Below are 22498 nucleotides of genomic sequence, written 5' to 3' on the forward strand. Positions count from 1 at the left end.
TACTAATCTCTCCTAAAAACATCTCTTGTATAAACCTTATCAGAAACAGCTTTCAATTTTTCTTCCATTCGATTGGAAACAATTATATCCGTAATTTGTTTAAACTCTTCAAAATCACTAATAACTCTAGATTTAAAGAAGTTATCTTCTTTAAGCGTTGGTTCGTAAACCACAACTTCTATGCCCTTAGCTTTCAAACGCTTCATAATGCCTTGAATTGAAGAATATCTGAAGTTATCCGAACCGGCTTTCATTGTTAAGCGATAAATTCCTACCACTCTAGGATTTTTCTCTAAAATTTGTTCAGCAATAAAATCTTTACGAGTAGTATTTGATTTAACGATTGCTTCAATAATATTGTTTGGCACATCTTCATAGTTCGCTAATAATTGTTTCGTGTCTTTTGGTAAGCAGTAACCACCATAACCAAAAGATGGATTGTTATAATGTGAACCAATACGTGGATCTAAGCCGATTCCTTCGATAATTTGCTTAGAATCTAATCCTCTAACTTCAGCATACGTATCTAACTCGTTAAAGAAAGAAACACGTAACGCCAAATACGTATTCGCAAATAACTTAATCGCTTCTGCTTCTGTTGAATCAGTTAATAAAACAGCAGCATTCTTCTCAACTGAATTCTCTAATAATAAGTTTGCGAATTGTTGTGCACGTTCTGATTGCTCTCCCACCACAATTCTTGAAGGATATAAATTATCATACAAAGCTTTACCTTCACGTAAAAACTCTGGTGAGAAAATAATATTGTCCGTTCCATATTTCTCTTTTAACTCTTTCGTATATCCTACTGGAATAGTTGATTTTATAACAAAGACTGCCTCAGGATTGATTGCTAGCCCTTTCTCAATAACATCTTCAACGGTTGATGTGTTGAAATAATTTTTCTTCTCATCATAATCTGTTGGAGTCGCAATAATATTGAATTCACCATGTTTGATGGCTTTCTCAAAATCAGTTGTAAATTCAACTGATAATTCTTTATTCTCTAGAAAATCAATGACTTCTTTATCTTCTAGTGGTGAAACTTTATTGTTTAACATGTCAACTTTTTCATTAACTATGTCATAAGCAACAACTTCTTCATTTTGTCCTAACAATAAAGCATTAGCTAATCCTACATAACCTAAACCAAAAACTGAAATTTTCATAATGACACCTCGTAATATTTTTTATACCATTCTACAAATTTTCTAATTCCTTCATCCAATGATGTAGATGGCTTAAATCCAACAGCTTTTTCTAAATCTGATACATCTGCATAAGTACGCTTAACATCTCCAGCTTGCATTTCCATAAAGACTTTATTAGCTTCTTTACCGACATGTTTCTCAATCGTATTAATGAATTCCATTAGCGAAACAGGATTATTATTTCCAATATTATAGATTTTATACGGTGCAAAGCTTGAACTAATACCGTCTTCCTCACTCCAGTCACTATTCGACTGAGGTGGTAAATCTATTAAACGATAAATCCCTTCAACTATATCATCAATATAAGTAAAGTCACGTTCCATTTCACCATTATTAAAGACCTTAATTGGATTACCTTCAATAATATCTTTAGTAAATGAGTAATATGCCATATCAGGTCGACCATGTGGACCGTATACTGTGAAGAAACGTAAACCAGTCGTTGGAATACCATATAAATGACTATAAGAATGTGCTAATAATTCATTTGATTTCTTAGTTGCAGCATATAAACTAACAGGATGATCTACATTATCCTCTGTTGAGAAAGGAATCTTAGTATTCCCACCATAAACCGAACTTGAAGACGCGTAAATCAAGTGTTTAACGGGATTATTACGACAAGCTTCTAAAATATTCATGAAGCCTGTTAAATTAGAATCAACATAAGCTTGGGGATTTTGAATAGAATAACGAACCCCAGCTTGAGCTGCCAAATTGATTACAACATCAATTTTTTCTTCCAAGAATAAACTATCTATAGATAACTTATCCGCCAAATCTATTTTCTTAAAAATAAAATTATCATTTTTTTCTATTTGACTTAGTCTGTCTTTCTTTAACTCAACATCATAATAGTCATTTATATTATCAATACCTACTACTTTGAAATTAGTTTCTTCCAAAATTTTTTTGCTAATATTAGAACCTATAAACCCAGCTGCTCCGGTTACTAAAATTTTCATTGCTGAGCACTTCCTTTAAATTTTTCTAAGGCTTCTTGCCAATTAATAATATTAAATCCTGTTCCTTTTACTTTAGATAAGTCCATAATCGAGTACTTAGGACGATATGCTTTCTGAGGATATTCTTCTGATGTAACAGGTTTTACTTCAACTTCTTCATCTTTCAAAATTTCACTAGCAAATTCATACCATGAACAGCTATCATCATTTGAAAAATGATACGTTCCAAACGGAATTGCTTGCTCGCTTGCATATAGCATGAATTCTGCTAAACTTCTTGTCCAAGTTGGACGCCCAAATTGGTCTGCTACAACTGTTAATTGTTCGAACTTAGTGGCTAAATTTTGCATCGTAAAAACAAAATTCTTACCATATTGACCGAAGACCCATGAAGTACGGATAATATAATAGTCATCTAGTAATTCTTTAACAGCTAATTCGCCTTCTAATTTTGCGCGACCATACTCATTTTTAGGGTTAGTTACATCTTCAACAGTATATTCACCGTCTTTTTTTGTCCCATCAAAAACATAATCTGTACTAATATAAACTAATTTAGCGCCAACTTTTTGGGCTGCTTCTGCAACGTTTCTAGTTCCAACGACATTCACTAATTGATTTAGCTCTCTTCCTTCGTCTTCTGCCATATCAACAGCTGTATAGGCTGCACAATGGAAGATTACTTTCGGTTGAATTTCTTCGATTCTTGATAAAGTTACTTCTTTATCAGTAATATCTAAATCTTTAGAATCAGTCGCAACATAATCTAAGCCTGTTTCTTCTAATAACTTTGTTACTTCTGTTCCTAATTGACCATTTGCTCCAGTAATTAATATCATCTTGAATTCCTTTCTAAAAAAAGCAGAAGAATCTTCTGCTTTTATTGACCTTTATTAGCGTAAAATGCTTCGACTTGTGCTTTTTCAGCTTTCCACCAGTCTTCGTTTTCTTGATACCATTTAATTGTATCTGCTAATCCTGATTTGAAATCAGTAAATTCTGGTTTCCAACCTAATTCTTCACGTAACTTAGTTGAATCAATAGCATAACGTAAGTCATGTCCCGCTCTATCGGTTACATGATCGTAAGCATATTTAGGTTGACACATTAATTCAAGAATTAATTCAATCACTGTTTTGTTATCTTCTTCCCCGTCAGCACCGATTAAATATGTTTCACCGATACGACCTTTTGTAAGAATAGCCCAAACAGCTGAAGAATGGTCATTCGTATGAATCCAGTCACGAACATTTTTACCTTCACCATAAAGTTTTGGACGAATACCACTTAATACATTAGTGATTTGTCGTGGAATGAATTTCTCGATATGTTGATATGGTCCATAGTTATTAGAGCAATTAGAAATCGTTGCTTGTAAACCAAATGAACGCACCCACGCTTTTACTAATAAATCAGAACCCGCTTTAGTCGAAGAATAAGGACTTGATGGATTATACGGTGTTTCAGCTGTAAACTTCTCGCCTTCTCCTTCACCATTCCCTGGTAAATCTTCTCTTAGTGGTAAATCTCCATAGACTTCATCAGTCGATACATGATGATAACGCACACCATATTTACGACAAGCCTCTAATAGCGTATAGGTTCCTAAAATATTTGTTTGAACAAACGGAAACGGGTCTTCCAAAGAGTTATCGTTATGAGATTCTGCAGCGTAGTGAACGACTGCATCAGTATCGCTAACTAATTTATTTACTAACTCAGCATCTGAAATGTCTCCTACGACTAATTCATAACGATTATTAGGTAATCCTTTTAAATTATCCGCATTACCCGCGTAAGTTAGTTTATCCAAGACTGTCACATGAACACCTGGATGGTTATTGATAACATAATGTACAAAGTTAGAACCAATAAAACCTGCTCCACCTGTTACGATAATTTTTTTCATATTATATTTCACCCCAAACAAAGTCATTTTCTGATTCAAATTCTTTCAGTGTCGGATGATTTTTATCTTTTTCAGATAGCACTGTCTTCGTTAAATCAATTGGCCAATCAATATTCAACTCTTGATCATCAAAAGCTATGCCCGCATCTGCTTCAGCGTTGTAATAGTTATCACACTTATACAAGAAATTAACATTTGGTGTCAACGTCACGAATCCATGAGCAAAGCCCTTTGGTACAAGTAATTGACGATGGTTATATTCTGATAAGATATAGCTTTCCCATTTACCATAAGTAGGACTTCCTTTTCGAATATCAACAATTACATCTAATACTGCTCCAGAGACAACTCTAATTAATTTGGTTTGCGCGTCTTTACCTTTTTGAAAATGGAGACCACGAATGACACCTGGTTCTACAGATAATGAATGATTATCCTGAACAAAATTATGAGTAATACCTGCCTCAATAAAATCTTGTTCAGAATAACTTTCTGTAAAGAATCCACGGTGATCACCAAATACTGCTGGTTCAATGATTTTTACATCTGTTAAATTTGTAGTTGTAACTTTTAAATTCCCCATGTTACACCTCTCCAGCTAATCTAAGCATATACTGTCCATATTGATTTTTCTTTAATGGTTGTGCTAATTCGATTAACTGTTCTTTTGAAATATAACCCATACGGTAAGCAATTTCTTCTAAACATGCAACTTTAAGATTTTGACGCTTCTCAATTGTTTCAATAAAAGTTGACGCTTCTAATAATGACTCGTGCGTTCCTGTATCTAACCAAGTAAATCCACGCCCCATTAATTCAACATTTAATTCGCCTAATTCTAGATATTTCTTGTTAACATCGGTGATTTCTAACTCTCCACGTGGTGATGGTTCAATATTTTTAGCAATTTCAACTACTCGATTATCATAGAAATATAATCCTGTAACTGCATAGTTTGATTTTGGTTCTTCAGGTTTTTCTTCAAGAGACACAGCTTTCATATCATTGTCGAATTCCACTACACCGAAGCGTTCAGGATCAACAACATGATAGCCAAATACAGTTGCTCCTTTATCTATACTAGCAGCACGCTGTAACATTTTTGATAAACCGCCACCATAATAGATATTATCACCTAAAATCAAACATACTGAATCATCACCGATAAATTCTTCTCCGATGATGAAAGCTTGTGCTAAGCCATCAGGACTTTCTTGAACCGCGTATTTAATAGAAATACCCAATTCACTACCATCGCCTAATAGTTCCTCAAATCTAGGTGTATCTGTAGGTGTAGATATTACTAAAACTTCTTTTATTCCTGCCAACATTAATGTTGATAATGGATAATAAATCATTGGCTTATCGTAAATTGGCATTAATTGTTTTGAAACTGATTTAGTTAAAGGATACAAGCGTGTACCGCTTCCGCCGGCTAAAATAATTCCTTTCATCTTCTCCTCCAATTTTTAGATTTTGCTAAGTATTCTATCATAAAATACTATTACTTCATGACAACATCTGTCTAATGTATAATTTTTTTTATATTTTTCTCTTGCTTTACTACCATATTCTTCAATAATATTATGGTGATCCAATAGAGTTTCTAATTTATTAGCTAAATCTATTGGATCACCATAATTATAAATTAAACCGTTAACTTCATTTTCTATTAATTCCATATTAGCACCAGTATTTGATGCAATAACTGTTAATTTATTCATCATATATTCAACTGTTACTCTGCCGAATCCTTCACTTTTAGAGCAAACAATTCCTACATGGTAATCATTTATTACATTTAAGATATTAGTTTTATAACCCCTGAGCGTAACAATGTTATTTAGTTTATTTTCTTTTATTTTTAATTCAATTTCATTTATATAATCTGTATCACCATCACCATAAATATCTACAACTATATTACCTGTTTTTTCTTTTGGTAATATTGATAATGCGTCAATTAATTCCATTTGTCCCTTATGCCTAGACAAAGAGCCTGTAAAAACAATTTTCAAAGCCTTAGTTGTTTTCTTTTTTTCACTATATGAATCTGCTAATCCATTATATATCCTTTTAATTTGTTTAAATGATACTCCTTTATCAATCCAAGAATTCATTACTGATTCAGAAATAGCAATACAATGGTTATTTTCACTATTAAAATCATCTATATAATTTTTATTGTACCTTTTCATATTTATATTCTCTGTTCCAAACTCTCTTAAATGCCAAACATGTTTTATTCCATTGCATTTGGAAAGTTTATAACCAAAATCAATAATCGACACATTAGTATGAATAATATCAATTGATGAAATATCTATTTTTCTCATTATTTTTTTCATTGATATATAATTTATCATCTTATATCTAATGTACTTAATAAAATTCTTCATCTTTGAGTGATTACTTATATACACATTAGCTTCATATTTTATTGTATAATTTTCTATCCCATTGAGGTCACATAACCTATTGATTTGATTGTCAATTGGAGTGAGTACGATAATTTCTATACCTTTTTTTTTCAATTCTACAATTAAATCAAACATTGACTTTGGTGCTCCAAAACGATCATCATTATGACTTACGAATAAAATCTTCATAAATTTTCACCTCCTATATTATCAATAGATATGAATACTAAATAGAACCAGAACATTGAAAGTAAATTATAACCCATTAACTGTTCTTCAAAAAATTGGTGGAAGGCTATTCCTATCATAATTGAAAAACAAATTGTATAAAATCTTATATATTCTACTTTATTAGATTTTTTTATTTTATCAACTAATAAGTATATTGATGTTAACATAATAAACAAAAATACAAATAATCCTATTATTCCAATTTCTGTCAATAAGCTTATATATATATTATGAGGACCTCTCCCCCAGCCACTTAACAACACATTCTCTGTATTACCGAAACCCACACCAATAAATGGATTATTTGAAAAACTTTCTAATAACACTTTCCAAATATCTCCACGTGTATTCAATCCTACATTGACTCTATCATATGAAAAAATATCAATTTTCAACAGCAATAACCCTATAAAAGAAGCTAACATAATTATTGACAATATAAATTTCATTTTATGTTTACTACAAATAAAATAATATACTGTTAAAATTAAAACCGTAGCTATTAATGCTCCTCTTGACTGTGTCAGAAATAAAGATAAAAATTGAATCACTATTGAAAACCCACCTAAAAACTTAGGAATTTGTTTAACATTTAGCAAATATGTGGATAAGACTGATGTTAACATCAAGAACCACGCTAAAGTATTCGGATTAGCTGTTAAAGATGCAATTCTATATCCTGATCCGCCCACAACATTCTGTGATAAAACAACAGATCCAATATTCATTGACAGACCAAAAGAACCATTCACAATAGATTCATATCCAAATTTATAAATCGTCAATCCGTAAATAGATAGTATATTACCAAATATAAGAAACAGTTTACATATGTTATTAAATACTTCAATATTATTACTTAAATTATTCTGTATTCTGAATTCGCATATCAGTGGTATTAAGAATATAGCAATAGCTACAATAGCTTCTTTAGAATACATAGGACTATAAAAAGAACTAATTAACATCAAAGTTAATAACAACAATATCAAAAATAGCATAGAGAACTGATTATTATTTAATCGTACTTTACTTTTTCTAAATGACATAACTACTGTCATCACTAAAATTAATAACAGACCTTTATTACCTGAAATAATTTTCCCATAATCACCAATAATTATCTCGTTAACCATTATTAATAGAAAAAATACTATCATTAACAAATCCGAATTTTTTTTAGTATAATTCATATTACTTCCTTTCTACAACATATTAAAAATAGTTTCAATAAGGAACGATATTTTTCTTTGAAGTCCATTGATCTTTCCTATGTTTTTAAAAATAAAATTCACTTTATTTTTAAAAGAGAATCTATAATTAGCAAATAGATACAATATTTCACTATTTTCTTTTACAATTTGTTTTTCATATCCATTAAGTAATTCTAATGCAGTTCTAGAAGAAATAAATAATGTTTTAGATCTTTTTTGTTTTATTTTTGATATAATTCCAATTTTTTTACCAATAACATTATTTTCATGTTGACGATAGTATATACCAGAGTATTCATCAAACACTATTTTTGCGTTTATAAACGTAGCAACCCTCAAAATCCATGAATCATGCATTTCAAGATATTTTGGAATATATTCATTAATTTTTTTTTTCATAGAACCATTCATTACCATAGTACATCCTTGAACATTGTTTCTTAACATAAGCTCAGTTGCTGAAAATTCTGTGATTTTTGTTGTATATAATGGTTCTAATTTATCATTTGCTATAGTTACAGAAGAACAGTATAAAGAAGGGATATCTTTTTCTAATAATGAAATTGCACGACTTATTTTATCAGACTTCCATACGTCATCTTGATCGCTAAAAGCATAATAGTCAAAATCATCCGAAGCATCATTTAATAGTTTAATAAAACTATTAGCTGGCCCTAAATTTTCTCCTTGTAAAAACAAAACATTAACATACTCTTTTTGAAATTCGTTTATTATTGAAATAGTTTCATCTTTGGAGCCGTCATCTCTAATCAATAATGTTATATCAACTTTATTTTGTTGTAATATACTGTTTATTTGTTCTTGTATGTATTTTTCACCGTTATATGTGGACATCATCACCAATACTTTTTTCATTTATTTATCCCCATAATACTTGTTTAATTGCTGAATCGAATGATCCGCTATATTTTTCCACTGATAATTTTCAAGCACATATTTTTGGGTGTTATTTTTATATTTTTCTTTATTCTGAATATAGTCTTCTACTGCTGTCTCAATAACATCACCAATATTATCAAAATCAGCTCCCCATCCTATTTTATTATCAATAATTTCATTATAAAAGTTAGTTCCTTTGGTAACAATACAAGGCAAACCACATGACAAAGCTTCTAAAATTGTCATTGGAAAACCTTCATATCTAGATGTTAATATATATATATCAGATTCTTTATATGCCTTTATTTTATCTTTCCCATAAACACTACCATAATAATTAACACTTATATAACGAATTTTTTTGATTTCCATCTCAATTTTCTTTTTTGCTTTAATATCGGCATTCCCGTATAAACTAAGTCTAAATTTTGGATTAGGCTTATCTATCAGTTGTAATTCTTTAAATAAATAGTCTAACCCCTTATGATTTATATCAATTCTTCCTAGAAAGACAATATTCACCAAATCATTATTACTAAATTCTTTTTCCTCTATATCTTTTATACCATTGGGAATTATTAAATCATTTTCACTTTGAAAAACAGAATTTTTCCGTTCAGACTCATTCAAAAAAATCATTCCTTTTGAATTGTCCAAATACGATTTCAAAACCGTATAATTAACTACCTTTTTCTTGAAACTGCTCTTTTTCTGTGCCTCTATACTCAATGAACCATGAGGTTCAATGAAGTAATCTATATCATTCTTTCTAATAAACTGACTGTACTTCTTATATACCAGAAAATATATACCATGAAAAATCACTACATCAGGTTGGAAGCCTGATATAAAATCTATATCCTCTTGAAAATTTCCAAAATAATAAAAGAAGGAATTCTCAAAATTTTCTGTGCTATAATTTATTGAAAGCACTCTTGAATCAATATTTCTAATTTTATTTTGCTCACTAACTAAGTTCTCTAATACCACTGGAATTCCACCACTAGGATTCAAATGAGTAGCAGTAATATGTAAAATTCTCACGAAATAATAATCTCCTCTACAATTCTTTTATTTTTCTTGCTGGACACCCTGCGTACAGACTATTAGGTGACATTAAACTTTTATTCACAATCGATCCAGCTGCTACGACAATTCCTTCTTCAATAGTTACACCTGCTAATATTAATGAATTTGCACCAACCCACACATTATCTTTTATGTTTACTTCTTTATCAATATGTAGTTTCTTATATTTATTTTTTTCCCAATCTACTAACGAATAACCCGTAGAATAAATTGATACGCCTCTAGATAAGGTAACATTATTTCCTACATTTACACCGCCCGAAGCATTAATATATATATTTTCATTTATTCTAACATGGTTACCAAATTTAATATTTTTATGATGAATCAGTTTGGGTATACCAAATAACTTTGTTTTTTTTCCAAAATAACGATAATTTAATATTTTAAATAAAAATGTAATTGATCTATCAATAAAATATATTAATCTATACATATCATCCCTCTATTTCAGCTTTCTTAAAAACTTATTTGATATTTTTTTCAACAACCACATAGGTGCTAAATAAATGAATAATTGACCCACTAAAACATACAAGAAATCAATTATTGTACAATGTTTTCTCATTAAAATTTGATACTGTACTGAAATATAACTTGAACAATAACTCCAACTTTTCCTACGAATAAAATTATCTTCATTAGATCTAAACAACAATAGAGAATTTGGAATATTCTTGGCTTTACAATTATTATTTATCATTCTGGAAAACAAGTCTAAATCTTGTTTTCTTTTCATCACTCCATATCCACCAACTTGTATTACCTTACTTTTTTTCATCATAACAGTTGGATGATTAAATGGACTTCTTCTTCTCATAAACTTAATTATTTCTTCGTTACTCGATGGTACAACCCTCTCAGAAACTATATTATCTACATTATCATAAAATTCACTAATGTTAGTACCCACAATGCATAATTCAGGATCCTTTTCAAATTCATTTAATTGTAACTCACATCTAATCGGCAATGAGATATCATCACTATCCATGCGTGCAACCAACTCATTTTTACAATGATTAATACCTATATCTAGAGCTTTTCCAAGTCCTAAATTTTCTGACAAAGAAATTATATTAAAAATATTGGGATTCAGAAAATAATATTTTTCAATTATATTATCTAACTCAGCAGTCAATTCACCATCCTTAACAATAACAAAATCATCGGTTTTTATTGTTTGATTTAGCATACTTTCTATACTTTCAGTTAAAAATCCCGGATTTTCTTTTGCATATACAGACATTAATACTGAATATTTTTTTTTCAAGCTCTTTCACCTTTTCTCGTTAATGTTATTCAACAATATATACCAAATTACCAAAAGCTTTCTTTGTAAGTTCTCCCACTTTTCCTGGAATAAAACTTAGAAGGATAATTCCCCAATTCAAAAAGCTAAATAATTTGATATTCTTTCCTTTTTTCTTTGCAATTTCTTGAACCATCAATGATGTTCTCATATACTCATCGTTTTGAGGGAACTTAATTCCTGAACTCTCTTGATCAATATATGATTTGATAAATCCACATAATTTTTCAACATGTAGTACCGAACGTTCGTTTTTATAATTCGGGAATACTGGCAATTTATCCGCCAATTTTTCTAAGACCTGATAGTTACCTTTACTGTTCGGACCATAAATCATTGGTGGACGTACAATTGTCATCATAAAATCATCACTCTCTAACGTTGCTAAACCTTTCTCGGCTTGTAGCTTACTATCACCATAGAAGTTAGCTGGATTAGGGATTGTTTCAGGAGTAATTACAACCTTCTTACGTACATTTGAGATATCTCCGTAAACAATGATTGAACTCATAAAGATAAATTGACTTTTTTCCCCTTGACGTTCTTGTTTGTACTTACGTGCAACTTCCACTGTCAAATCCCGATTAACTTTATAATAATTAGCTTGTTGTTCTTTTGATACCTTTCCTACATCAGCATGAGCAATTCCTGCTACATGAAAAATCACATCATATTTAGAGAAGTCTTTATTCTTCCATCCTTCTCCTCGAACACTGATTGTATCAACTGTATAATCACTAAATTGAGACATCCATTGTTGAAAAGATGTCCCAATATAGCTATTTTCACCTGTTATTAATATTTTTTTCATGAAGTTTCACCATCATTTTTTAATGTACCTGTTCCACCTTCGACAACCCCTTCCGATTTAAATACCGAAAGAATAGTGCCGAAGAAACATTTCAAGTCCATTAACATACTTTCATTTTCAACGTAATAACCATCCAATTGAGCCTTTACATCGATTTCTAATTCATCACGACCATTAATTTGTGCCCAACCAGTTAGACCGGGTCGAATATCATTTGCGCCGTACTTATCACGTTCTTCTATTAAATCATACTGATTCCATAAAGCTGGACGAGGTCCAATGACCGCCATCTCACCTGTTAAAATATTAATTAACTGTGGTAATTCATCTAGACTAGTCTTACGTAAGAATTTGCCGACTTTAGTAATAAAATAATCAGGATTTTCTAATAGATGTGTTGGCATTTCTTTTGGTGTGTCAATTCTCATAGTACGGAATTTAAGAATCTCAAAATGTTCTTTATTCTTACCAACACGTTTCTTCTTGAAGAAAATTGGGCCTGGCGAATCAATTTTGATGAGTAACATAATGATTAAGATTGGAATGGCTAATACAATCAAGCCAACTAATGACAACACAAAATCAATACCTCTCTTAAAAAAGTTCTTATACATAATTTTATCTCCTCTAATTAATTGATTCATTCGCAAGTGCGACCACTTGCTTAGCCATTTCATCTGGATTATCAGAAAATTGACTAATACGTTCTAATACTTCGTCATAGCTGAAACCTTTAATGTTACCAACGAAGATTTTCTCAAAGACTTGCTCTTCAGCACGTTCTTTATCTACTAATAATTCTTCATACAATTTCTCGCCAGGTCTGATACCTGTTTCAATAATACCAATCTCATCAACTGAATAACCACTTAGTTTTATGACATTTTTGGCAAGATCATAAATCTTAACCGGTTCACCCATATCTAAGATGAAGATTTCGCCACCTTTAGCTAAGGCACCTGATTGTAACACTAAGCGACTTGCTTCAGGAATAGTCATAAAGTAACGCGTCATTCTAAAGTCAGTAACCGTTAACGGTCCACCTTTAGCGATTTGATCTTTAAAGACCGGAATCACACTTCCGCGACTACCTAGCACATTACCGAAACGCACAGCAGAAAATTTTGTTTTTTGATGTTTGTTTAACCCAGTGACAATCATCTCTGCTAAACGTTTTGTCGCCCCCATTACATTTGGTGGGTTGGTTGCTTTATCTGTTGAGACCATAACGAATGATTCTACACCCGCTTCAAGTGCTGCTTCAGCCACATTTTTTGTCCCATAGACATTGTTCTTCAATGCTTCTTTAGGGTTATATTCCATTAGTGGGACATGTTTATGCGCTGCTGCATGATAAACTTGATTTGGTTTGTAGCGTTCCATAATTTCAAACATGCGCTTGCGGTCTTGAACATCCGCAATCACTGGAATAATTTCTGTTACATTTTGTTTTAATTGTTTTAACTCACGGTCAATTAAATAGATAGAATTTTCACCATGTCCTAATAGTAATAGGCGTTTTGGTGAGAATTTCATCACTTGTCGAGCTATCTCTGAGCCAATTGAACCACCCGCTCCGGTAATTAAAATGGTTTTGCTCGTTAATTGTTTAGAAATAACATCCATATCTAACTTAACTTCTTCACGCCCTAATAAGTCTACTACATCAACTTCACGGAACTTATTCACACTTACTTTACCTGAAGTGATATCTTCAATCGATGGCATTGAATTTAATTTAACACCTTTTTCTTGCGAGATATCAACAATTTTTTGATAGCCTTTCGATTCAAGCGAAGGAATCGCCACTGTTAATTGTTCAATACTGTACTCATCAACAATCTCAGCGATATCGTCTAGAGTTCCAAGTACTTTCTTACCATGGAAGTAAGTCCCTTTCTTATCTGAATCATCATCCGCAAATCCAACCACGTTAATGTCCCCACGATTACATGGTTGTTCTAAGGCGTTCATCAAAATATCGCCACCCGCACCGACACCAATGACTAAGGTTCTCGGTGCTTCTTCTTTATGACCATGCTTAGATAAACGATACTCTACTATTAACCGCCATACAATTCGACTACTGAAAATAGAAAGCACACTAAGTACAAATCCTAACGTGACGAAGCGTACACAATAACTACTAGGTAATAACGATAAGCCCAAGAATTCACCCATTGATGCCACAAATAAGGATACAAAAATCAAAATCAACTCGCGCATATTCGTTTGGCGATTCACACGGTTAAATATATTTAATACTGTCGCCAGCACCCAATAAATAACTAATTGAATCGCTAGACCTAAGAATAATTGCTTTAACTCAATTGAAACTAATGGTTTCATAAATACATAAGCGATGAAATTAGCTGCTAGAATCATTAACGTATCTACCAACCAAACAATCACTCGTTTCGTACTGCGTGACATACGCATTCCCCTCAATTCTCTCTTCTAAAATAATCCAAACCTTTTTTTCTTTATTTCCTGATAAGCTGGTATTTGCACGTCATCCCCGTTAATTAACGCTTTGGCTACTTGTTCGAACTCATAGGCTTTGGCTTTGCCGTATTCTTTACGTAGTTTAGTAAACGCTTCTTCTAAATAGAAGTCACGTGTTTTCAAGTTGTGTGCGTCACTGGCCATCATATGGATTAAGTTATGCGTTAACATTTGTTCAGAAACCTTTTGGATTTTCTTTCCGAACACTCCAACATAACTTGGCGCCGTCATTTGGGTTAAGACACCCATTTCAATGAACGGAATCAATTTATTAGGCTCTTCAATGAAGACACTGTTACGTTCTGGATGAACGATAACCGGCGTTATCCCTTTCGTAAGCATCTCAAAGAATAACCGCTCTGAATATAGTGGTACATCTTGCGTCGGAAATTCAATCAACATATAACGGTCACTAACGTCCGTCCCCAGTAATAAGCCGGCTTCGTACTCTTGCATCAAGTCTCCCGAGATACGGACTTCTTGTCCTTCAAAGAGCGTTAACGGTATGTGTTCTTCATCTAAGACGGACTGCAAGTTTATAACCGCTTCTATAATATCCGCCTTACTATTTTGATACTTCCCATTACGATGGGGCGTACATAAAATGTGGGTGATACCACTAGCAACCGCTTTGCGCGCCATCGCTAGTGAATCCTCCATATTTTGAGCACCATCATCTAAACCAGGAAGAATATGACAATGTAAATCAATCATCTTCTCACCTCATTTAATTAGTCTATTATTTATCTGTTCCGTAGTAATAGTAATACCCTTGATCACTAGAACGTTCTGCTCCATTATAAATAGCGCCTAATACATTAGCGTTAGCCATATCTAATAATTGCGCTGCTTTTTGCACGGCTTTTTTGTTTGACACGCCTTCACGCACAACGAGAATTGTACCATCAACAACAGATGACATAATTTGAGCATCCGTTACCGCTACGATTGGTGGCATATCGAAGATAACTAAATCATAGTGTTGTTTCATTAACTCCATCGCCTCTTGCATGCGACGAGAACCTAGCATCTCTGAGGGATTAGGTGGTTTTGTGCCACTAGTCATCACATCTAAATTATCCATTAATGTCGATTGTGTATAATTTGATAAAACCGTACCACCTTCGGCTAATAACGTACTTAAACCTGTATGGTTCATTAAATTAAACGTTTTTGCAACAGTTGGTTTACGCATATCGGCATCGACTAACAAGACTTTCATCCCTGATTTAGCGAACACTACCGCTAAATTTGCTGAAGTAGTGGATTTCCCTTCACCAGGACCTGATGAGGTTACGACTAATGTTTTTAAGTTGCGATCCGTAATGGAGAACTGAATATTCGTTCTAATCGTACGGTATTGTTCTGACACTGGTGATGAACTATCAGAAAGTGTAATCAGGCTAACCGGTTTGGTTACGTTACTCACTTGTTTATTTTTCATTTTTGTTCCTCCTAGACTCTCGCACGACGCGTGCGTTTCATCTCAGTATTGATACTATCTTTTGGATTAAGTTGAACTTTTGCTTTTAATTCCTTATCCGTCATTTCTGGAATAACTCCTAATACAGGCATTCCTATAATATCTTCAATGTAGCGTTGATCTTTAACGGTTTTATCTAATAATTCCAATAAGAAGGCTAAACCTGCCCCAAGCATTAAGCCTAATACACTACCGATTAATAAATTCAATTTTGTATTTGGTGAGACTGGATTAGTATTCAATGGGGCTTGCGACATGATGCTAACTTTGTCAATTGACAATAGATCAACCGACTTTTCTTGGAAAACTTCCGAAACTGTATTAGCTGTTAACTGCGCTAATTTAGGATCTTCAGTCGTAGCTTTAATCGTAAACATTTGCGAATTAGTGTTTTGCTCAACAGACAACATACCACGAATTTGGCTGATGTCACCTGTATAGTTAATTTCATCTTCCAGGACAGTCTGCACATCTTCTAAGACCACATTTGAATTAATAAAATCTTTATACGTATTAATCATTTGTAAGTTAAAGTTCACATCATTGATATTACTATTTTGCCCTTCATTGGTAGGCAATTTAGCAATCAATTGAACTGATGAACTGTATTGTTTATCCATGACAAAGAACGTCACGAAACTTGTAATACCTACCATTACAAAGAAGATGGTTAGAATCATGCCTAATCTTTTCTTTAAAATAGTAAATATTTCTTGTAAACTAATTGTTTCTTCCATTTCAATCCTCCAAGTATATTCCATTTTATTTATCGACTTTATACACGTGTATAAATTAACAACATATACGTTTCTATGATACTAGATAAACCTATAAATTACCAGTTCGCTTTAGTTCGTATAAAAAACAAAATTTATTCACACTTTTTTCATATTTATTTTTTTATTCTCCCTTTTCAACGTTTCTCAAGGATTTTAATGGGCATTTTTGGGCATAATGATTAATATATTAATAAACAGGCACTTTAAATGATAATATTTATCAAAATAACGAAATTTACTACTCAAAACCTCATCGTTTTATTACCATTTTTTTAGAAACAATCATGTCTGCGACTGAGTCTTATCTTAATGGTTCCTGATCAGTTGAAACTGATTTTTGAGTGGTGATTAATTTTTGCGCATTAAAATCACTCGGAAATTGCTCGACTGCCCCTAGATTTGGGAAACCTATTACATCTAATGAAGCTTTCCTACTTAACTGTTTTGTCCAACAGTTTTAATATGAAGCTAATACCAAGGCCAAGCATTAAACCTAGGATTGTACCTATTAATAAGTTTAATTTGGTATTTGGTGAGACAGGTTGTCGATTAAGTGTTGCTTCTGACAAAATGCTAACTTTATCAATATTCAGCACTTATGATGCGGTCTCTTTGAAAACTATCGCTTGCACGTCAGCGATAGTTTGAGATTTAACAGGATAATCAGACGTTACTTTTAAGGTAAACATTTGAGAATTCGAATTTTGTTCAACTTGCATCATCCTTTTTAATACTGATCTTTCAACATCAAGCTGATAATTTTCAGCTAAATCCCCTTGCACTTGATCAGTGATTACATCCTATCCCATCATGTCTTTATACGTATTAATCATTTGTAGGTTGAAATTCACATCATTAAGATTGCTATTCATTTGTTCATTATTAGCTGATGGTAACTTGGCAATCATCTGCACTTCAGAGGTATATTGTTTTTCCATCACAAAATAACTTATAACAGCTGCGGTTCCTAACCCCAATAAACTTGCACTCACAATGCCAAGTGCCCGTTTCTTTACTACCTTAAGAATATCCTCTAACTTTATTACTTCTTCCATATCCACCCTCACAATTCAATAATCCATTTGTGAAATATTAACTATTTAATAAATATTAATATATAAACAATTAAAAAAACACTTGTTTTGTTTGTTTATTATAACTTAAAACTATATATTTTTCTATAAATCACACGATTTTTATTGAAATTTCTTCTATTAGTAAACGTTTTATTAAGGGTAAATCGTTTTACTTATATCATTAAATAACATGATTTATGACTGTATATTCATAAGTATTTAACAAAAAAGGAGTTTAAATATATTATATTGGCAATATTTTCTTTATCGACGGTTATTAGTTATAATGATAGTGAGGACAAAAGAGAACTTTAGACAGAAAAGAGGAACAATTGTGGCAGATAAGCAGTTAGTCAATATTTATTTAATGCGTCATGGGATGACCATGTTAAACACGTCAAACAGTGTACAAGGATGGGCGGATTCACCGCTTACGCCAGATGGTGAACGTGCTAGTGAATATGCTGGCTTTGGTTTGAAAGATGTATCATTTGACGCTATCTACAGTAGCGATAGTGGACGTGCGATGCAGACGGCTCAACACGTCATGAGCGAAAACACCGCTACCGTCAACTGGTCATTAACAACTGAAAAAGGCCTGCGCGAGCTATGCTTCGGTTCATTTGAAGGTCGTTCGAACGATGACTTATGGGAAGTGTTACTGGCTGAGGCAGCCGAGGAAGAAATCAATGAAATGGACATGCCAACCTTTGTCGATGCGATGGCGCACCACGAAGCACAACTACGTCCACCTCACGCTAACACATGGCCATCAGAAAATTACTCAATGTTTACTAAGCGTTTGAGTCAGAGTTTCTACAAAATTGGGGCTAAAGCTCTGGACAATGATCATCATAATATCTTAGTTGTATCACACGGCTTAAGTATTCAAGCAACACTTGAAGCCCTAACCGATACACCAGCCGACTTTAACAATATGGCAGTCAACAACTCTGTCACCCATCTACAATTCGATGGCGAGCAATTCCATTTAGCGCGTTATAACGATACCAGTTATTTAGAAACTGGCCGTCAAACCTTTGAAGAGAGTTAAATTAATCATGAATAGGTTTAATCACCTATTATCTATATAATTAATGGAAATTTCACCATTTTATTAAAGGGATATATACTGGGAAACTTTTGGTTTCTCAGTTTTTTTATGTAATTTTATGAGGTGTTTTTGTTATTATAGAAGTGACTAAGTGTTTTAGACATCAAAAGTTGATAAGGAGTTTGTTATGAAAAAAATTGTTTTAGGGATAATATTAGGGAGTTTCTTTGTGAATAGCGGTCTTGCCATTGCTACTGAGCAAACTAGCGATTCATCTTCAGATATAGAAATCGACACGAGCGCTATAAGCTCGACACTTGAAACGATTTCAGCGACTATTAATTCGGAAGTTGAGACTTCTTCTACAGTCGAAGAATCGATGACGAGTGAAACAAGCGTGGAAGCAACTAGTGACAGTTCGGCTGTTAATTCTAGTGATAGCATGAGGACAACAGCGACCAATACGGCTACGGTTAATAGCGAGGACACGATGTCAACTGAGACCAATGCTAACGTGAGTGCTGATGATGCGTTATATCAACAGTATTTAAACGATAATCGACGTGATGTGATGTCATACGATGAGTATCAAGCCTTCACTATGGCTATGAGTCCAAAAGCCAACCTACGAACCATGTCAGCAACCAACACGCAAGAAATTATCAATCGTGCAACTGGTGAGCGTAAACAAATTGTCGCTAAAGCTCTAAATTATTTAGGTTCAGGTTATACACAAGTCTACCCTGATCGTTTAGGGATTAAAGCTTTTGATTGCTCTGGTTTGACTTATCGTGTTTATAAAGAAGTATTAAACCGTGATATCGGTTCGTATACACTCCCGCAAGAGTCTTCTGGTACACAAATTGCGGTAAAAGATGCAAAACCTGGTGATTTACTATTTTGGGGAAATCGTGGTGCTACTTATCATGTAGCCATATATCTAGGAAATAGTCAGTACATCCATGCGCCAAATTATGGCCAAACGGTCAATGTTTCACCTATTTATTGGAATGAGTTTCCACCAAGCTTTGCCCTACGTATGAATTTGAAAGAAAGCAACACGATCAACTTAAACGATTATTGGACAACCTCTCCAGGTAAAGTCGTGAATTTAAAAGCGATTGATTATTATCGTTCACCAGAGTTTTCTTCATCTACGAGAGTTGGCACTTACGCACTAGCAACACGCCTAGATGTCTCCGGTGTTGTCAAAAATAAAACAGGAGTTCCTGTCTTAAAATTAAAAAATGGTTATTATGTGATGGCCGAACGCTATTGGATGCAAAAATTTACGTATGCATCGATGAAGACGACAAAGTATAGTATTTCAACAGATAAAACGACACTTTATAAGAATATTACGTTGATGACCGCAAAATCTAATAGCTCACGTGGAAAAGTCTTTAATGTCAAAGGAAAATATGTGTTAGAAAACGGTGCTGTAATCTACTCACTTTACAACAAAAACAATACATGGGCCGGTTATATTTTAAATAAGGATATGATACCCGTTAAATACACGAGTTGGAACAAAAAAGTTGTAATCACAAAGAAAAACTATTCATCGTATAAAGATTTATTCTTTAGTGGTAAGAAAATTTCTAATACAAGTAGCCATCTCAACAAACAATACACTGCCAAAGGCTACTACGTACTTGGTAACGGACGTAAGTATCTATCGCTATATGACAAAAATAATAAGTGGTATGGCTATTTGAATGCTAATGCTACAAAGACTGTTAAATAGTTAATAGCACAAAACAAGCGTAGACCTTGGTGAGTCTACGCTTGTTTTGTGTTACTAATATATATTGTCTAGTGCATATTGCGCTTACTTATCTGTAAAACCCTCATAAATCAACTGATCATAAAGCTCTTGGTCTGAGAAATCAAAAATTTCCAGATACATCCAAGCGGTCATCAAAGCTTGGTCATTCCAATTAACTTTAACATGGTCTACCGCATACTGAGCCTGGGCAGCTGTGTATTCTTCATAAATTAATTGGTCGTACAAGCCAGCTTTTGAGAATGGAATAAAATCTAAGTATTCATAAGCTTTATCTAGGGCCGTACGGTAAGCTCTTGGTACTTCTTTAGACGTTGCATTGGAGTTGACGTAACCTAACCATTTACCATTTGGGTAGTATAGTGAATAGTACGTAGCACCATTAAAATGAACGTAACGTCCTTTGGCAATAAACATTTGATTCAGGTAGCTATTGCTAGAAGCTTTTTTCTTCCAGCTAAAGTTTGACCAAATATCGTAGTTTTTCTTACTAATTGTCACGTAGCTACCATCTGAAATATACGTTCCTTGCTTGCCGTCAGCTACTTTAGCTCCCTTAGCATTAATATAACCTAGCCATTTACCGTTGTTATCATATAGTGAATAATAAGTTGAGCCGTTGGCATGTGTATACTTACCTTTAGCTAGATACGTTTTGTTGGCTACTTTACTGTTAGCATGTTTTTGCTTCCATGAGAAGTTTTGCCATGTGTTATAGCCACTTTTTGACACTGTTACGTACTTACCAAACTTAATGTAGTCACCTTGTGGCTTTTCGTTTTCAGCAACTTTAGTCGTCGAGTTTTTGTTGATATAGCCATAGAATGTTGGGCCATCAAATAATGCATAGTAAATATTTGTGTTGTAATGGTTATAGTACTCTTTCACTTCGAATTTCTTGTTAGCTAATTGTGCAGGTTCAAAATACTTAGTCCAAGCAAAATCTTTGTAAGATGGATACGATTTACTCGTCACCTTCACATAGATAGGTTTGTCTAACTCAAGCATTTCACCTTCTGCTCCTCGTTGGGTCAAACTTTCTGCTTGTGCATAGCCGATAGTATCATTATTCTGATCTGCTATTAAGTATACTTCTTCCCCAGCTTGGTTAGTGATAAGTTGCGTTAAGCGTAACGTTTGAAGGTAATACTCCGTTGTGGTTAGCCCACCTTGATTAGCAAAAGCTTGCGTTAAATCATCAAAAATAGTTAATTTTGTTGAAAGAATCGTCACATACGTTCCCGCAAGGTTTTCAATTTGGTAACTTATAACTTCTTCTGTTTCACTACTTGACTCGGTATCTTCAGTGGTTGCTTCAGTCGATGTTTCTTCACCAAGAGTGTTGGTGGATTCTTCCGTTGACGTTTCTGGTTCATTGGTAGTTGTCCCAGCCTCTTCTGTTTGCGAAGAGGCTTCCTCAAGTGATGTCTCTGGCATTTCGGACTCAGATGGTTCATTCGATTCATCAGGTACGAGCGATTCACTTTCTTCAGGTTGTTCAATTGGCGGTTGACTAACGTTACTAATCGTATTTAACCCTGACGTGGCCGCTTCAGTTGTAAGCGTTTGTAAAGGAGCGGATAACAGTAACAGCGCTGATAAAGAAATACCCGTAATTCTTTTCATACATTAATTCCTCCCTTATCCAAACAACTAAATCGTGCCAAAAACGAACAAAAGTTGCAAGTTTCTCTATTTGCTGTATGACAAAAAAGCAATAGTGGTCATCTCTTAAAGATAAGATAGCCAC

Annotated in this window: 24 protein-coding genes; 2 read left to right on the forward strand and 22 right to left on the reverse strand. The window is 33.3% G+C overall.

What is annotated here, in order from left to right:
• Nucleotides 1-2 precede the first annotated feature (2 nt).
• The 21 genes from FA707_RS08520 to FA707_RS08620 form a co-directional block, all read right to left on the reverse strand.
• On the reverse strand, nucleotides 3-1169 hold the full coding sequence (locus FA707_RS08520; RefSeq protein WP_136953827.1) for a nucleotide sugar dehydrogenase: 1167 nt from the start codon (nucleotides 1167-1169) through the stop codon (nucleotides 3-5).
• Nucleotides 1166-2179, reverse strand: a complete 1014-nt coding sequence (locus FA707_RS08525) for an NAD-dependent epimerase (protein ID WP_136953828.1) — start codon at nucleotides 2177-2179, stop codon at nucleotides 1166-1168. Before FA707_RS08525 ends, FA707_RS08520 begins: the two co-directional genes overlap by 4 nt.
• Complete coding sequence (gene rfbD, locus FA707_RS08530; protein WP_136953829.1) at nucleotides 2176-3018, reverse strand: dTDP-4-dehydrorhamnose reductase; 843 nt, start codon at nucleotides 3016-3018, stop codon at nucleotides 2176-2178. The genes FA707_RS08525 and rfbD overlap by 4 nt, the downstream gene beginning before the upstream one ends.
• 41 nt (nucleotides 3019-3059) lie before the next feature.
• A complete protein-coding gene (gene rfbB / locus FA707_RS08535) occupies nucleotides 3060-4088 on the reverse strand; it encodes a dTDP-glucose 4,6-dehydratase (RefSeq protein WP_136953830.1) in 1029 nt (342 codons plus the stop codon).
• A gap of 1 nt (nucleotide 4089) precedes the next feature.
• The gene (gene rfbC, locus FA707_RS08540; RefSeq protein ID WP_136953831.1) at nucleotides 4090-4671 is read right to left on the reverse strand and encodes a dTDP-4-dehydrorhamnose 3,5-epimerase; all 582 of its coding nucleotides are present in this window, start codon (nucleotides 4669-4671) and stop codon (nucleotides 4090-4092) included.
• A 1-nt stretch (nucleotide 4672) separates the two neighbouring features.
• The gene (rfbA, locus tag FA707_RS08545; RefSeq protein ID WP_136953832.1) at nucleotides 4673-5542 is read right to left on the reverse strand and encodes a glucose-1-phosphate thymidylyltransferase RfbA; all 870 of its coding nucleotides are present in this window, start codon (nucleotides 5540-5542) and stop codon (nucleotides 4673-4675) included.
• 15 nt (nucleotides 5543-5557) lie between these two features.
• A complete protein-coding gene (locus FA707_RS08550) occupies nucleotides 5558-6697 on the reverse strand; it encodes a glycosyltransferase family 4 protein (protein WP_136953833.1) in 1140 nt (379 codons plus the stop codon).
• A complete protein-coding gene (locus FA707_RS08555) occupies nucleotides 6694-7932 on the reverse strand; it encodes an O-antigen ligase family protein (protein ID WP_136953834.1) in 1239 nt (412 codons plus the stop codon). The genes FA707_RS08550 and FA707_RS08555 overlap by 4 nt, the downstream gene beginning before the upstream one ends.
• A 12-nt stretch (nucleotides 7933-7944) precedes the next feature.
• Nucleotides 7945-8829, reverse strand: a complete 885-nt coding sequence (locus tag FA707_RS08560; protein WP_136953835.1) for a glycosyltransferase family 2 protein — start codon at nucleotides 8827-8829, stop codon at nucleotides 7945-7947.
• The gene (locus tag FA707_RS08565; RefSeq protein WP_136953836.1) at nucleotides 8830-9897 is read right to left on the reverse strand and encodes a glycosyltransferase; all 1068 of its coding nucleotides are present in this window, start codon (nucleotides 9895-9897) and stop codon (nucleotides 8830-8832) included.
• A 16-nt stretch (nucleotides 9898-9913) separates the two neighbouring features.
• Nucleotides 9914-10378 (reverse strand): acyltransferase, encoded by a 465-nt coding sequence (locus tag FA707_RS08570; RefSeq protein ID WP_136953837.1) that lies wholly within the window; start codon nucleotides 10376-10378, stop codon nucleotides 9914-9916.
• 9 nt (nucleotides 10379-10387) lie between these two features.
• Complete coding sequence (locus FA707_RS08575) at nucleotides 10388-11215, reverse strand: glycosyltransferase (RefSeq protein ID WP_210409617.1); 828 nt, start codon at nucleotides 11213-11215, stop codon at nucleotides 10388-10390.
• Nucleotides 11216-11240: 25 nt separating this feature from the next.
• Nucleotides 11241-12065, reverse strand: a complete 825-nt coding sequence (locus tag FA707_RS08580; RefSeq protein WP_136953838.1) for an NAD-dependent epimerase/dehydratase family protein — start codon at nucleotides 12063-12065, stop codon at nucleotides 11241-11243.
• Nucleotides 12062-12679, reverse strand: coding sequence for a sugar transferase (locus FA707_RS08585; RefSeq protein ID WP_136953839.1), 618 nt, complete (start codon nucleotides 12677-12679; stop codon nucleotides 12062-12064). Before FA707_RS08585 ends, FA707_RS08580 begins: the two co-directional genes overlap by 4 nt.
• A gap of 13 nt (nucleotides 12680-12692) precedes the next feature.
• On the reverse strand, nucleotides 12693-14498 hold the full coding sequence (locus tag FA707_RS08590; RefSeq protein ID WP_246032319.1) for a polysaccharide biosynthesis protein: 1806 nt from the start codon (nucleotides 14496-14498) through the stop codon (nucleotides 12693-12695).
• A 24-nt stretch (nucleotides 14499-14522) separates the two neighbouring features.
• Nucleotides 14523-15284, reverse strand: coding sequence for a tyrosine-protein phosphatase (locus FA707_RS08595; RefSeq protein WP_136953841.1), 762 nt, complete (start codon nucleotides 15282-15284; stop codon nucleotides 14523-14525).
• Between the two features lie 25 nt (nucleotides 15285-15309).
• Nucleotides 15310-16014 (reverse strand): CpsD/CapB family tyrosine-protein kinase, encoded by a 705-nt coding sequence (locus FA707_RS08600; protein WP_136953842.1) that lies wholly within the window; start codon nucleotides 16012-16014, stop codon nucleotides 15310-15312.
• An 11-nt stretch (nucleotides 16015-16025) separates the two neighbouring features.
• Nucleotides 16026-16790, reverse strand: coding sequence for a YveK family protein (locus FA707_RS08605; protein WP_136953843.1), 765 nt, complete (start codon nucleotides 16788-16790; stop codon nucleotides 16026-16028).
• A 473-nt stretch (nucleotides 16791-17263) separates the two neighbouring features.
• Complete coding sequence (locus FA707_RS10630) at nucleotides 17264-17428, reverse strand: GNVR domain-containing protein (protein WP_136953844.1); 165 nt, start codon at nucleotides 17426-17428, stop codon at nucleotides 17264-17266.
• A complete protein-coding gene (locus FA707_RS08615) occupies nucleotides 17429-17614 on the reverse strand; it encodes a hypothetical protein (protein ID WP_136953845.1) in 186 nt (61 codons plus the stop codon).
• A gap of 18 nt (nucleotides 17615-17632) precedes the next feature.
• Nucleotides 17633-17887: a Wzz/FepE/Etk N-terminal domain-containing protein gene (locus FA707_RS08620; RefSeq protein ID WP_136953846.1), complete on the reverse strand. Its 255-nt coding sequence runs from the start codon at nucleotides 17885-17887 to the stop codon at nucleotides 17633-17635.
• 355 nt (nucleotides 17888-18242) lie between these two features.
• Between FA707_RS08620 and FA707_RS08625 the strand changes: the two genes are divergently transcribed.
• Nucleotides 18243-18962 (forward strand): histidine phosphatase family protein, encoded by a 720-nt coding sequence (locus FA707_RS08625; RefSeq protein WP_168177387.1) that lies wholly within the window; start codon nucleotides 18243-18245, stop codon nucleotides 18960-18962.
• Nucleotides 18963-19149: 187 nt separating this feature from the next.
• Nucleotides 19150-20709, forward strand: coding sequence for an NlpC/P60 family protein (locus FA707_RS08630; RefSeq protein WP_136953848.1), 1560 nt, complete (start codon nucleotides 19150-19152; stop codon nucleotides 20707-20709).
• 84 nt (nucleotides 20710-20793) lie between these two features.
• Here FA707_RS08630 and FA707_RS08635 read toward each other — a convergent pair whose 3' ends face one another.
• Nucleotides 20794-22374 (reverse strand): Ltp family lipoprotein, encoded by a 1581-nt coding sequence (locus tag FA707_RS08635; protein WP_136954225.1) that lies wholly within the window; start codon nucleotides 22372-22374, stop codon nucleotides 20794-20796.
• Between the last annotated feature and the right edge of the window lie 124 nt (nucleotides 22375-22498).

Origin of the sequence: Vagococcus zengguangii, from assembly GCF_005145005.1 — a bacterium.
GTDB classification, from domain to species: Bacteria; Bacillota; Bacilli; order Lactobacillales; family Vagococcaceae; genus Vagococcus_A; species Vagococcus_A zengguangii.

Excerpts from the sequence above, each read along its gene's own strand:
- FA707_RS08520 (WP_136953827.1), bottom strand. The coding sequence starts at position 1,169 with ATGAAAATTTCAGTTTTTGGTTTAGGTTATGTAGGATTAGCTAATGCT.
- FA707_RS08525 (WP_136953828.1), bottom strand. The coding sequence starts at position 2,179 with ATGAAAATTTTAGTAACCGGAGCAGCTGGGTTTATAGGTTCTAATATT.
- rfbD (WP_136953829.1), bottom strand. The coding sequence starts at position 3,018 with ATGATATTAATTACTGGAGCAAATGGTCAATTAGGAACAGAAGTAACA.
- rfbB (WP_136953830.1), bottom strand. The coding sequence starts at position 4,088 with ATGAAAAAAATTATCGTAACAGGTGGAGCAGGTTTTATTGGTTCTAAC.
- rfbC (WP_136953831.1), bottom strand. The coding sequence starts at position 4,671 with ATGGGGAATTTAAAAGTTACAACTACAAATTTAACAGATGTAAAAATC.
- rfbA (WP_136953832.1), bottom strand. The coding sequence starts at position 5,542 with ATGAAAGGAATTATTTTAGCCGGCGGAAGCGGTACACGCTTGTATCCT.
- FA707_RS08550 (WP_136953833.1), bottom strand. The coding sequence starts at position 6,697 with ATGAAGATTTTATTCGTAAGTCATAATGATGATCGTTTTGGAGCACCA.
- FA707_RS08555 (WP_136953834.1), bottom strand. The coding sequence starts at position 7,932 with ATGAATTATACTAAAAAAAATTCGGATTTGTTAATGATAGTATTTTTT.
- FA707_RS08560 (WP_136953835.1), bottom strand. The coding sequence starts at position 8,829 with ATGAAAAAAGTATTGGTGATGATGTCCACATATAACGGTGAAAAATAC.
- FA707_RS08570 (WP_136953837.1), bottom strand. The coding sequence starts at position 10,378 with ATGTATAGATTAATATATTTTATTGATAGATCAATTACATTTTTATTT.
- FA707_RS08580 (WP_136953838.1), bottom strand. The coding sequence starts at position 12,065 with ATGAAAAAAATATTAATAACAGGTGAAAATAGCTATATTGGGACATCT.
- FA707_RS08585 (WP_136953839.1), bottom strand. The coding sequence starts at position 12,679 with ATGTATAAGAACTTTTTTAAGAGAGGTATTGATTTTGTGTTGTCATTA.
- FA707_RS08590 (WP_246032319.1), bottom strand. The coding sequence starts at position 14,498 with ATGTCACGCAGTACGAAACGAGTGATTGTTTGGTTGGTAGATACGTTA.
- FA707_RS08595 (WP_136953841.1), bottom strand. The coding sequence starts at position 15,284 with ATGATTGATTTACATTGTCATATTCTTCCTGGTTTAGATGATGGTGCT.
- FA707_RS08600 (WP_136953842.1), bottom strand. The coding sequence starts at position 16,014 with ATGAAAAATAAACAAGTGAGTAACGTAACCAAACCGGTTAGCCTGATT.
- FA707_RS08605 (WP_136953843.1), bottom strand. The coding sequence starts at position 16,790 with ATGGAAGAAACAATTAGTTTACAAGAAATATTTACTATTTTAAAGAAA.
- FA707_RS08620 (WP_136953846.1), bottom strand. The coding sequence starts at position 17,887 with ATGGAAGAAGTAATAAAGTTAGAGGATATTCTTAAGGTAGTAAAGAAA.
- FA707_RS08630 (WP_136953848.1), top strand. The coding sequence starts at position 19,150 with ATGAAAAAAATTGTTTTAGGGATAATATTAGGGAGTTTCTTTGTGAAT.
- FA707_RS08635 (WP_136954225.1), bottom strand. The coding sequence starts at position 22,374 with ATGAAAAGAATTACGGGTATTTCTTTATCAGCGCTGTTACTGTTATCC.